Genomic DNA, 12351 nt, shown 5'->3' on the forward strand with positions numbered 1-12351 from the left:
AAGTTAAATATCGGCCTCTTCGGATTTGGAGTTGTGGGCCAGGGTTTATATGATATCGTCAAAACAAAGCATTTAAATATCGAGATAGTAAAATTTGCTATCAAGGATCCAAATAAAAAGCGTTCCCTCCCGGCTCACTTATTTACTACCGACAAAGAAGAACTGCTTAATAACCCCGAGATCAATACTATTGTTGAGCTCATTAATGATACCGAAGCGGCTTTTGAAATTGTTTCAAGAGCTTTAAAATCGGGCAAGAACGTTGTTTCTGCCAGTAAAAAGATGATCGCCTTGCACCTGGACGAGCTTATCGAGATCCAGCACCAATATGGTACATCATTATTGTATGAGGGGGCAGTTTGCGGCAGTATCCCTATTATCCGTAACCTGGAGGAATATTATGACAATGAATTACTGCATTCAATAAGCGGTATTTTCAATGGCTCATCAAACTACATACTTTCAAAAGGTTTTATTGAAGGATTGGATTATGACAGCGCGTTAAAGCAAGCCCAGGATCTTGGCTTTGCCGAAACCGACCCAACCAGCGATGTTGGCGGCTTTGATGCTAAATACAAACTGGTGATTGCAGCTGCGCATGCTTATGGTGTAGTTGTACAACCCGATGAGGTATTTAACCTGGGTATCCAAAACCTTGCAGCCGCCGATCTGCAATATGCCCGCGAGAAAAATCTCAAAATTAAACTGGTACCGGTAGCTAAAGAGCTTGACGACCGTAACGTTGCCCTGTTTGTGTTGCCTAAATTTGTGAACGACAAAGAGTTTTTATACAACGTTGAGTACGAATACAATGGCGTAACTGTACAAGCAGCCTTTGCCGATCAACAATTCTTTTTCGGAAAAGGCGCGGGCGGCCACCCTACCGGTTCGGCTGTGTTATCAGATATTGCCGCCTTGCGTTATAATTACCAGTACGAATACAAAAAAGCTAAGGAAAAAACAGATCTTAATTTCACCAATAACATCGAATTAACCGTTTACCTGCGTTATGATGACGAAGAATTGGTTGAGGCGCTGAACTTTGTACATATCAATGAGCGCTACTATTCAGGCAATTACAAATTTGTTATAGGAAAAATCAATTTACAAAATCTGATCGCTAATCAATTACGTATATCGGAAAGTAAGGCTTTCGTAGCCTTTGCCGATCAGCTTACGGGGGTCAGCTTAGCATCGGTAACTAAACAAACAGCCGAAGTTTTTTAGTAGATTCTCCGGTTGTTAATAATAGAAAAAGGCTTCTCAAATTGGGAAGCCTTTTTCTATTATTCATTTTGTTATTATAAACTTATTTGGCCGGTTCTGCGGCTTCTTTAGCTGCGTTCAGGAACACGAACTGGTTATCAAACATATCAATTTTAATGATGCTGTCTTTATCCACCGTACCGGCCAGGATTTGTTTACTTAGCTCGTTCAGGAGCTTTTTCTGAATCACACGTTTTAACGGACGTGCGCCAAACTGCGGATCATAACCTAACTGGGCCAGCCAATCCAAAGCTTCATCTGATGCTTCGATAGTTACACCCATTTCAGCAAGAGTTTGCTGAACCTGTTTAAATTGCAGCTTAACAATATCATGTATCTCATCGCGGTTAAGCGGGGTAAACATGATGATCTCATCTATCCTGTTCAAAAACTCCGGACGGATAGTTACCCTTAACAGGTTAAACAACTCATTCTTGGTTTTAGCAATCAGCTCATCACGGTTCTCATCCTCCAAATTCTGGAAGTTTTCCTGGATAATGTTTGAACCAATATTCGAGGTCATGATGATGATGGTGTTTTTAAAATTCACCACACGGCCTTTATTATCGGTTAAACGGCCATCATCCAATACCTGTAGCAGAATGTTGAACACATCAGGATGTGCTTTTTCAATCTCGTCCAGTAGTACCACACTGTAAGGCTTGCGTCGAACGGCCTCGGTTAACTGCCCGCCTTCATCATACCCAACATATCCCGGAGGCGCTCCTATCAGCCTTGACACAGCATGGCGTTCCTGGTATTCGCTCATGTCTATCCGCACCAGCGCACCTTCGTCGTTAAACAGGTATTCGGCTAAAGCTTTTGCCAGCTCGGTTTTACCTACACCGGTTGTACCTAAAAATATGAACGAACCAATTGGCCTGCGCTTATCCTGCAAACCTGCACGGCTGCGGCGGATAGCATCGCTTATAGCTTCAATAGCTTCCTCTTGTCCTGCCACACGTTTGTGCAGCTCGGCTTCAAGGTTAAGCAGCTTTTCACGCTCGCTCTGGATCATTTTGCTAACCGGGATACCTGTCCATCGACTTACTACACCGGCAATATCATCCGCGGTAACCTCTTCTTTCAGCATGCGGCTGTCACTTTGATTTTCGAGCAAGGCAGCTTTCAGTTTTTCAACTTCGGCCTGTGCCTCAACTATAGTTCCGTAGCGTAATTCGGCTACTTTGCCATAGTCACCTGCTCTCTCTGCTTGTTCAGCTTCCAGTTTATAATTTTCTATCAGCTCAACCTTGGTGTTAATGCCGTCAACAAGGTCCTTTTCACCTTTCCATTTGGCACGTAACGAATCACGTTGTTGTGACAAGTTGGCTATTTCTTCGCTCAGTTCGGCAACTTTGCGGTCGTCTTTTTCACGTTTGATAGCTTCACGCTCAATTTCAAGCTGCATGATGCGGCGCTCAAGCTCATCGACTACTTCCGGTACCGAATCCATTTCCAAACGGAGTTTTGACGCAGCTTCGTCCATCAGGTCGATGGCTTTGTCGGGTAAAAACCTGTCAGAAATATAACGCTGTGACATTTCGACAGAGGCGATGATCGCTTCGTCTTTGATCCGCACTTTGTGATGGGTTTCATAACGTTCTTTCAGTCCACGCAAAATAGATATGGCATCAGCCGTATCAGGTTCTTCAACCATCACTTTTTGGAAACGGCGTTCCAAAGCTTTATCTTTTTCAAGGTATTTCTGGTACTCGTTAAGCGTAGTAGCACCAATTGAACGAAGTTCGCCACGTGCCAAGGCCGGCTTTAAGATATTGGCCGCATCCATAGCACCTTCTCCCCCGCCTGCACCTACCAGCGTATGGATCTCATCAATAAACAGGATGATCTCCCCATCACTTTGGGTAACTTCTTTTATAACGGCTTTTAACCGTTCTTCAAACTCCCCTTTGTATTTGGCACCGGCTATCAGCGCCCCCATATCCAACGAGTATACTACTTTGGTTTTCAGGCTTTCGGGTACATCGCCTTTAATGATCCTGAAGGCGATACCTTCGGCAATGGCTGTTTTACCAACACCTGGCTCGCCAACCAATATCGGGTTGTTTTTGGTACGGCGCGAAAGGATCTGGATAACGCGGCGGATTTCATCATCACGACCGATAACCGGATCCAGTTTGCCCGAACCTGCGTATTCGTTCAAATTACGGGCATATTTGTTAAGGGCGTTATAAGTAGCTTCGGCATTCTGATCGGTTACTTTGCTATCACCGCGTAATTCAATGATGGCTTTTTTCAGGTCTTTTTCATTAACACCTGAATCCTTAAGCATAGTGCTTACCGCACCACCGGCTGCCAGAATACCTAACAGCACATGCTCAACTGATACAAATTCATCTTTAAATTCTTTTAAATATCCGGAAGCTTTTTGCAAAGCCGAATTTGCTTCAGACGAAAGGTATACATTGCTCCCGCTCACTTTAGGGAATGACGCGATCTGCGCATCCAAAGTATCATTTAACCTTTTCAGGTTAACGTTTAGTTTCTTTAATAAATAGGTAATTACGTTTTCATCAACCAGCAACAAGCCTTTAAGCAGATGTGCGGTCTCAATTGCCTGCTGTTGGTTACCAACAGCAATTTCAGATGCCTTTTGTACGGCTTCCTGAGCTTTTATGGTAAAATTGTTAAAATTCATAGTGGTTAGTTGTGATCAATTTACCTGCCATTTAACCTATAGTGAAAAAATGTCATTCAATTACAAAAACGAATGGCACTTTGTCATATTCCTGTTACACAAAATGGAAATATTTTCTTAGTTTTGTTATAATCTATACTGTAAAACGAGTTGAATACCCATTTTTTTTTTAACAGCCTGCCGATAAAATACCGGTCGCAATATCGTGACCATTATACTTACCAAAACCTGGTAGCCATCAGGGGGGCAAGTACAATATTTTTGGTTTTAAATGTAATTATCCGCATTCTTTACCTTGTATTTCCGGTTAGTTTAACCAAAGCTCAAAATTTCCCCGAATTTAATTTCAGTAACTGGGTTTTCATTATTGTTACCCCCATTTTTTTGATAGCCAGCAACCTTTTTATAGTTGGTTTTAAAAGGCATAAAAAATCTACAACAGGCATGTCATTGCTTGTGTTTTTGTTTGCGCTTTATATTATTGTTTGCGGTATGTATTCGAGCTTTATCGCCACATCTGATCCAAGCAATGCACTCACCTTATATCTTGTTGCGCTAAGCCTGATCAGCGTGATAGTCGTTTTGGAATACTATGAAACCGTATTGCTGCTCATAGCCGTTGAGCTTTTTTTTACTTCCCTGCTATTTTACAGCCAAACGCCGGCTACTGATATGCTGTATAACCAGCTGATCTCAGCTATCCTGATTTCGGGCTTTTATTTTATCTCAAGGTACTTTTTTACCTACAAAGCTAATTACTATTTACAGGTGATCGAGATCCGCGAAAAAAACTCGGAAATTGAAAAAGCAAGTGAATTTAAAAACCAGGTGTTAGGCATGGTAGCCCATGATCTCCGAAATCCAATAGCAGCAGTAGAGTCAATTGCCATGATGATGGAACTTGATGAGGTTGACGATGATACACAGGACAATATCAATATGATGAAGGCCTCATGCGTAAAAGCCCGCAGTATTATTGATGATTTGCTTGAGGCTGCCCGCAACGAGAACATTGCCGTTTTTGAAACCCAAAATACCGAACTTAACCAATTGCTTGGTAACATTGTAAGCGAATGGAAAAAACAACCAGATAACAAGGTAAATGTTATTTTCAGCAGTTCTGCCAACCCGGTAAACGCAAAAATAAACTATGAAAAGTTCCATCGCGTTATTGATAACCTGATTAGCAATGCCGTTAAATTTTCAAAGGACAGGGATAATGTAGACGTGCGCTTGTCCCGGCAAAATGATCTTATTTTTATTGATGTTCAGGATTATGGCGTAGGGATCCCAGCTGCTATGCTGCCAGAGATTTTCAACCGTTTTTCAAAAGCAGGCCGCACAGGTTTGCGCGGAGAAAAGTCGACCGGACTTGGTTTGAGCATCGTACGGCAAATTATTGAAAAGCATAAAGGCACCATTAGTGTTACCAGCACCGAGGGACAGGGATCAACGTTCAGGATCACGCTGCCGGTGTTTAATTCGTTTTAAGAAAGGGTGTCATACTGAGCTCGTCGAAGTATGGCGGGCAGGCCTCTGCGCGCGAGTCTTCGACAGGCTCAGACTGACAAGGCCCACTTCGCACTACAGCATTTTAATATGTCATGGATTCAAGAAGAGTTCAGACAGGACGTTAAATAACTTCAATGGTAACAACCCCACCGGCCGCAAGGGCCGTAAAAATTTTTGTGTGGAGTTTAGCTGTAGCAACTGTACTATGGAGTACAGCATCAACGCCTTTGTCATCACCCGGGAGAAGGCAACCATCGGTATCTTTCGCAAAATTGCCAACATGGATCTCAATCCCGGCGAAACCGGGCACGTTCTCTAATAACGGCAGGTTTTCGTTGTGCTTTGGGCTGAAAAATTTTACTACGTTATAGGTTCCCGTAGGAATGGCCGTTTGCGTTTTGATCTTGATCGAAGCAATTTCGGCGAGTGTCATTTTGCTGTTCAGCCCTCTGTCTACATCCTCCAGTATAAAACACTCAAATACACCGTTTATTGATAATTCGCCAATGGTTGATTGTTTGGTTTTGATTTTTCTTTCGAGTTTTAAGTTTAGGTTCATGATATTGGTTTTCAATTATTAATATTAGTAATTAAAAATCTAATTATCAATTATTTATAAAAAAAGTCAGTTATCTTTAAAGATTACTCCTCTTTTACTTTATAAAACCTGTTATCAAAATTAACCAGGAACAATTCGGTCGTGGCACGGGTAAGGGCGGTATAAAACCAACGCAGAAAATCCATATTGATCATTTCGTCGGTAACATAACCCTGGTCAACAAAAACAGCATCCCACTGGCCACCCTGGGCCTTATGACACGTAATGGCATAGGCAAATTTTATTTGTAAAGCATTATAATAAGGATTAAGCTTCAGCTCATTGTGCATGGCCCTTTTATTCGGTAAATGTTCGTAATCTTTCATTACTTCCTGATAAAACCGTTTCTGATCTTCCTGGCTCAACGCCGGCGAGTCTGCATAAAGTGTATCAAGCAACACTTTACAATCAAGAGTTGGGTCTTCGGCATAATCAATAAATTCCAGCTGCACATCTGCAAAACGAAACCCGTACATATCCTCGGTGCGGCGTACTTTTACTATACGGGCAATATCGCCATTGGCAATAAATGCAGTACTGTTCTCATCCTTATCCTGTAGCCAGAAATAGTTATTCTTCACAATCATGATCTGGTCGCCGCCGGTAAGTTCCTCCTCCCGGTACAGGATCCGGTTGCGGATCTGTCCGTTATACAGATTAGCGTTTTTGTTTGAGCGGCAAATAATGAGCGTACGGTCATAGCCATATTTACGATAGGCGTATTCCAACCCTTCGGGCAACCGCTCACCCGTCATCCTGAAAACATCCTTAAACCCTTTGGTCACAATTTTAGGGGCCTCAACGGTTTCTGTGCGGATCAGATCGCGGATATTGGTGGCATTAAACAATATACCCGAATCTTTTTGCTGGCGCAGTACTTCGGTAAGCTCATATTTAAATATGGTGATGCCAAACTTACCGTTCATTACCTGCTCATCAAGCGCAGGGCTGTTATCGGCACCCACGGGCGGCAACTGGGCTGTATCCCCTACCAGTATCAGCTTGCAGTTTTTATCGTTATAAACATATCGCAGTAAATCAAATAACAATGATACATGGTTGCTGCCCATCGCCTCATCCGAGATCATGGAGGCTTCATCAACTATAAAAAGCGTATCGCTGGCCAGGTTATCTGCAAGGGCAAAGCCATCATCGATAGTTAACGCCGATTTTTTACGGTAGATGCGCTTATGAATGGTAAAAGCCTTGCGCCCGGAGTAATTGGTAATGACCTTGGCAGCACGCCCTGTTGGTGCCAGTAACACGGCTTTATAGTTATAATGCCTTAACGCTTTTACCAATGCACCTACTATAGTTGTTTTCCCTGTGCCCGCGTAACCCTTCAGGATAAAGCATTCGTCGCCTTCGGTACTTTTTAAAAAAGCATGCAGCTTACTAAAAAGCTCCGTTTGCTGGCTTGTTGGCTCATGCGGAAATGACTGGCGGATATGATCGGTACTTGACACCCTGCAAAAATGATGATAAGTAATTTAATTCAGTAAGATTAGTTTTACATTTGGGCCATGGAATTTGACGAAAACAAAGAGGAAGAAAAATATACAGAAGACGATTACGTAGATATTTACTCCCAAAGAGCAGTATTTTGGTTTTCGACACTATTCAATGTCATATTTGGAGGTGTGTTGCTTAGCATCAACTTGCGTATGGCCGGTTTTAAAAGAGCTGCTTCGCAAATATTGTTATTCTCTGTTTTTTACGAGTTTGTGACCTCTTTCCTTGTGCGCTCATTAAATATAAAATTTGATCCTGCCATAATGAAGTCGGCTCAATCCGGCATACCATTAACACCTGAACAAATGAAAGGCCCATTATTATTTGTGGCTATAGTACTGGTGTTACATGCAACCGGTGGTCTTATCCTTAGCCGCTATTTCTTCAAAAAGTATTTCCCGGATAATGATTATTACGCCAAACCTGTATTAAGCGCAGTATTATTCGCAATACTGATAACATTGGTATTAAATGTATTGATCGGCGGTCTGTGATCGCTATGTGAAGTTTAAAAGCAATAACCTTTTAACTTAATGAACTAAAGTACCGACCCGCCCGGGGATTATTCAACATTTGTTGGACTAAATCTTATTACGCGCCCCAAACGGACATTGAAATTAAAAAAATGCTACTTTTGTTAAAACCGGTATGAACGAACACAATTACACTTACCACGATGATAACTTTAGTTTGGATAAAACTGAAGATTACACTTTATTAATACAGGTTGAAGACAAATCGTTTTCGTACGCCATAAGCAATAACGGCTTCCTGATTGCATGGGCTGAAAATTACCCTTTTGATGAGTTGAGTGATCCGCAGGAATTGCTTGATCTTTTATCTGCTAAATACAAGCAAATAGTTATCGGATTGCCGGCCCATAGCTTTACGCTGGTGCCTGCAGAGCTGTTTACGGCTGATCGCCTGCCTAACTTTGCCCGCTTTCTTGATGTGAAGCCCGATAGTAAGGTTTTAGCACAAACATTAGATCAGGAAAATATTATCGTATACAAAACCAATGAGGCGATTGTAAATGCCGCCGAGGAATTTGGGATCCGGAATACGGTTTTTACTTCAAAAGGTTGGTTAACTGCTATCGCCCGGAACAATGCGGGTAGCAATGATCTTTATCTTAATATTGAAAAAGACAAGGTAGAAATAAGCTATTTTGCCTCCAATAAACTTCGGTTCTATAATTCATTTGAGTTTAAGGAAGCAGATGAACTTGCTTATTTTACTGTGCTGGTTGCTAAAGAGCTTAACCTGGAACCTAAAAGCACCAGTTTGTACCTAAGCGGCGACATTGAAGCCGATGATAAAATTTTAAGCCGCCTGGCCGAATTTTTCGACAAGGCAGAAGTTAATAATTTAGAGGTCTTACAGCTACCGGCAGAAGTTGTAGCTCATAGGGTATTATCGATAGCGGCTCTTTCATTATGCGCATTATAGGAGGCAGTTTAAAAGGGCTAAGGCTTAATCCACCAAAAAATCTTCCTGTTCGCCCTACAACCGATCTTGCAAAGGAGGCTTTATTTAATATCCTGCTTAATCAAATAGAGTTTGAGGGAATCAAAGTGCTTGATCTGTTTGCGGGTACCGGCAATATATCGCTTGAGTTTGCCTCACGCGGGGCATCGGAGGTTATATCTGTGGACAGAAGTATCCACTGTGTAAATTATCTTAAGGATACCTCCCGCCAGCATAAGCTTACACAGATAAAAACTTACCGCGAAGACGTATTCAAATATCTGAACATCGAAACCGAACAATACGATCTGATATTTGCTGACCCACCATATGATCTTAACAGGATCCCCGATCTGCCAAAGGTTATTTTTGAAAAGAATTTGCTTAAACCTGATGGGCTGTTGATAGTTGAACATCAATCGCTTCAAAACTTGAGCAATCATCCCGCTTTTGTGGAACAAAGAAAATACGGGCATTCGTCGTTTTCGTTTTTTAGAAATCAATAACCTAACCTATATCCTTCATGAAAAGTGCCTTAATTACGCTTCTGTTAATAAGTACGATAATACAACTGGGGTGCCATACCGGCGCATCAGGTACGTTTGTTAACGCCAATATCGACCCTGCTATTAAAAAGCAAATAGAGCCTTTAAATAAGAAGCTGATTGAAGGGCTTGCTTCAAAAAATGCAAAGGAGTTAAAACAGTTAATGGCGCCGGTTTTAATTGAACGCTCGGGCAGTGCTTTGGATTCGTCTATAAAGGTAATTGGTGACGGAATAAACTCATCCGAATACACCGTTATGGATGAATATTACACCAAAAATACGGCAATCAACATTTCAAATACGTTAATATCAAGCTTGGGTAATGATCAGGGCTATATCGTAAATTACCTGGCTTTGAACAAAGAAATGTACGCCTCGTTATTGGTTACTAAAAACGGATACCTCAGCGGCCTTATTATAGCTATTTACGGAAAATACCCCGATGGCTGGAAACTGAATATCTTAAATGCTGGGCCTTATAAGCTTTTAGGAAAAACATCGGCGGATTACTATAACGAAGCAAAAAAACACTACGATAAAGGTGAACTGTTGGATGCTACAGATAAGATGGTTATCGCATCACAAATTGCGAGCCCGGGAGGTCAGTACTTTAAGTTTAAAAATGGGGAAGCTATAAAAGCTTTTTACGACAAACTTATAAAGGAGGCTAATGAAAAATATAAAATGCCCTTTAGCTTAACGCAGATAAAAACTCGTCCTCAAATTTTCTCCGTAACCCCTCAGTACCTCAATGGGCCACCTACATCAGGCTTTTTTCCATATATCGCTTATAAAAGTAATATCGACCTTAAAGATACTACGGCACTTAAGGCGGAGAACCGGGCAATTCAGGAGGCCACCGCAGGCATGTTTAAAGGCATTACAAAAAACAACAAATACATTTTATACCGTGCGTTTAAGGATCTGCCAGGGCCTGCTGCTTCAAAAGAGAGTTACGGCTTTGTGCAAACAGTACAATAACTCCAATTACTAATAAAATTAATCACCTGCACCAATGAATGACAAGATCAGGAATATCCACACCGAAATATTATCAGATAACTGGTACACATTAAAGAAATTAACTTTTGAGTTTGAGGATAAGAATGGCAACTGGGAAAAAATGTCACGCGAGGCTTACGACCGTGGCAACGGAGCTGTTATTTTGTTGTACAACAAACCTGGCCAAACTGTAATCCTTACGCGGCAGTTCAGGATGCCTACTTATATAAACGGAAATGAAACCGGTTATATGATTGAATGCTGTGCAGGCTTACTTGATAAGGACAATCCGGAGGATTGTATCCGTAAGGAAACCGAAGAAGAAACAGGTTATAAAATAACAGATGTAAAGAAGGTTTATGAGGCTTACATGTCGCCGGGATCTGTTACAGAAATCCTTTACTTTTTTGTTGCCGAGTATACTACCGATATGAAGGTGAGTGATGGTGGCGGCCTTGCACATGAAACCGAAAATGTGGAAGTTTTGGAGCTCCCTTTTACAACTGCATTGAATATGATCAAAACCGGCGAAATAAAAGACGCCAAAACAATCATGCTTTTGCAATACGCCCAGATCAATAACTTGCTTTAACCTAATCTCTTAAAAAGCTGATAGTATACTTTTGTAATTTAAAATTGTCTGTTCTCCTTATCAACAATTCCCTAATTTTACCATATGAAAATAGCTCTGTTTCCAGGTTCATTTGATCCCATTACCAAGGCGCACGTTGATATTGTAAAGCGATCTGTCGAGCTTTTTGATAAGTTTTATATAGGTATAGGTGTAAATAGCAGCAAGAAGGGACTGTTAACGATTGAACAGCGCGAGCAGATGATCAGGGCTGTATTTGCCCATGACGAGCGGATCCACGTAATAGCCTATGAAGGCCTTACTGTTGATTTTTGCAAGAGCATAGGTGCAGCCTACATGATCAGGGGGATCCGTACAGTATCTGACTTTGAATACGAAAAAGCCATAGCCCAGATGAACCACTCGCTGGCGCCTGATATTGAAAGCATATTTATCGTAAGCAAACCGGGCTACTCGTCTATAAGTTCAACCATTGTGCGTGAGATCATCCGTTATAATGGCGATGTAAGCCAGTTTATTCCGAAAGAGGCATTACCTTATTTGTAACCAGCTTTTCTTTATGCAGTACATCCATGATGGAGGGAAAGGTATTTTCAATTATAGGCTCAATATGCTCATGCTCAAACCAACGCACATCGGTAATACCCTCTTCCTTTTGAGGTTTTAGTTTTTCCTTGCCTTTGCTTTTCATGGCAAACCAATGTGTTTTCTTGAGTACTACTTCGCCGCGGTTCACATACACGTGGTAAGTTTTGCAGATTTTTTCTCCCAGTTCGCTCACTTTTATGCCGCACTCCTCCTCTACCTCGCGTATTGCCGCTTCTTTTACCTTTTCGTCTTTTTCAATTTTGCCTTTGGGCAGGTCCCACTTATCGTTGCGATAAATAAATAAATATTGTCCCTTAGTGTTCATAACCAAGCCGCCTGCCGCTTCAATAAGTGTAATATTCTTCTTAACAGCTTTAAGATACACTTTGGCATTAGGTGTTTTTATATAAAACAATTTATTGGGGTTAGCGAGAATCCAGGTGTATATAATTTTGAGGTCAAATGTCTCTGCATCAAGCCTTTCAAAATTATCTGCATGCTTTGGTTCAGATTCTGTGAGCAGGATAACCTTTTCGTTAATATAAATTCTGTATTTTTGAGCCATGTTTACTAATAATGAGATCGAACAACAAGTAGCCGAATTC

12 protein-coding genes are annotated in these 12351 nt (G+C 41.4%); 8 read left to right on the forward strand and 4 right to left on the reverse strand.

Features of this window, described 5'->3' with window-relative positions; all coding sequences use genetic code 11:
* Positions 1-1227, forward strand: a 1227-nt coding sequence (locus VF500_RS06270) for a homoserine dehydrogenase (protein WP_330858846.1), incomplete at its 5' end; no start/stop codon positions are given.
* Between the two features lie 82 nt (positions 1228-1309).
* On the opposite strand, the gene clpB is transcribed toward VF500_RS06270, so the two are convergent.
* The gene (gene clpB, locus VF500_RS06275; protein ID WP_121225175.1) at positions 1310-3928 is read right to left on the reverse strand and encodes an ATP-dependent chaperone ClpB; all 2619 of its coding nucleotides are present in this window, start codon (positions 3926-3928) and stop codon (positions 1310-1312) included.
* A 150-nt stretch (positions 3929-4078) separates the two neighbouring features.
* Between clpB and VF500_RS06280 the strand changes: the two genes are divergently transcribed.
* A complete protein-coding gene (locus VF500_RS06280) occupies positions 4079-5419 on the forward strand; it encodes a HAMP domain-containing sensor histidine kinase (protein ID WP_330858847.1) in 1341 nt (446 codons plus the stop codon).
* A gap of 142 nt (positions 5420-5561) precedes the next feature.
* Here VF500_RS06280 and VF500_RS06285 read toward each other — a convergent pair whose 3' ends face one another.
* Both VF500_RS06285 and VF500_RS06290 read right to left on the reverse strand, forming a co-directional pair.
* Positions 5562-5999 (reverse strand): DUF5675 family protein, encoded by a 438-nt coding sequence (locus VF500_RS06285; RefSeq protein ID WP_330858848.1) that lies wholly within the window; start codon positions 5997-5999, stop codon positions 5562-5564.
* Positions 6000-6082: 83 nt separating this feature from the next.
* Entirely contained in the window at positions 6083-7504 is a 1422-nt protein-coding gene (locus tag VF500_RS06290) for an ATP-dependent DNA helicase (protein ID WP_330858849.1), read from the reverse strand.
* A gap of 57 nt (positions 7505-7561) precedes the next feature.
* Between VF500_RS06290 and VF500_RS06295 the strand changes: the two genes are divergently transcribed.
* The 6 genes from VF500_RS06295 (at position 7562) to coaD (ending at position 11704) form a co-directional block, all read left to right on the forward strand.
* A complete protein-coding gene (locus VF500_RS06295; RefSeq protein WP_330858850.1) occupies positions 7562-8044 on the forward strand; it encodes a hypothetical protein in 483 nt (160 codons plus the stop codon).
* A gap of 154 nt (positions 8045-8198) precedes the next feature.
* A complete protein-coding gene (locus tag VF500_RS06300; protein ID WP_330858851.1) occupies positions 8199-8999 on the forward strand; it encodes a DUF3822 family protein in 801 nt (266 codons plus the stop codon).
* Positions 8987-9523, forward strand: a complete 537-nt coding sequence (rsmD, locus tag VF500_RS06305) for a 16S rRNA (guanine(966)-N(2))-methyltransferase RsmD (RefSeq protein WP_330858852.1) — start codon at positions 8987-8989, stop codon at positions 9521-9523. The genes VF500_RS06300 and rsmD overlap by 13 nt, the downstream gene beginning before the upstream one ends.
* A 17-nt stretch (positions 9524-9540) precedes the next feature.
* Complete coding sequence (locus VF500_RS06310; RefSeq protein WP_330858853.1) at positions 9541-10545, forward strand: hypothetical protein; 1005 nt, start codon at positions 9541-9543, stop codon at positions 10543-10545.
* A gap of 34 nt (positions 10546-10579) precedes the next feature.
* The gene (gene nudK / locus VF500_RS06315) at positions 10580-11158 is read left to right on the forward strand and encodes a GDP-mannose pyrophosphatase NudK (protein ID WP_330858854.1); all 579 of its coding nucleotides are present in this window, start codon (positions 10580-10582) and stop codon (positions 11156-11158) included.
* Between the two features lie 84 nt (positions 11159-11242).
* A complete protein-coding gene (coaD, locus tag VF500_RS06320) occupies positions 11243-11704 on the forward strand; it encodes a pantetheine-phosphate adenylyltransferase (protein WP_110582604.1) in 462 nt (153 codons plus the stop codon).
* On the opposite strand, the gene VF500_RS06325 is transcribed toward coaD, so the two are convergent.
* Positions 11673-12351: NUDIX hydrolase (locus VF500_RS06325; RefSeq protein WP_330858855.1), on the reverse strand; the 679-nt coding region annotated here is incomplete at its 5' end. The two genes, coaD and VF500_RS06325, sit on opposite strands and share 32 nt — an antisense overlap.

It is taken from the genome of Mucilaginibacter sp. (genome assembly GCF_036383575.1).
In the GTDB taxonomy this organism is placed as follows: domain Bacteria; phylum Bacteroidota; class Bacteroidia; order Sphingobacteriales; family Sphingobacteriaceae; genus Mucilaginibacter.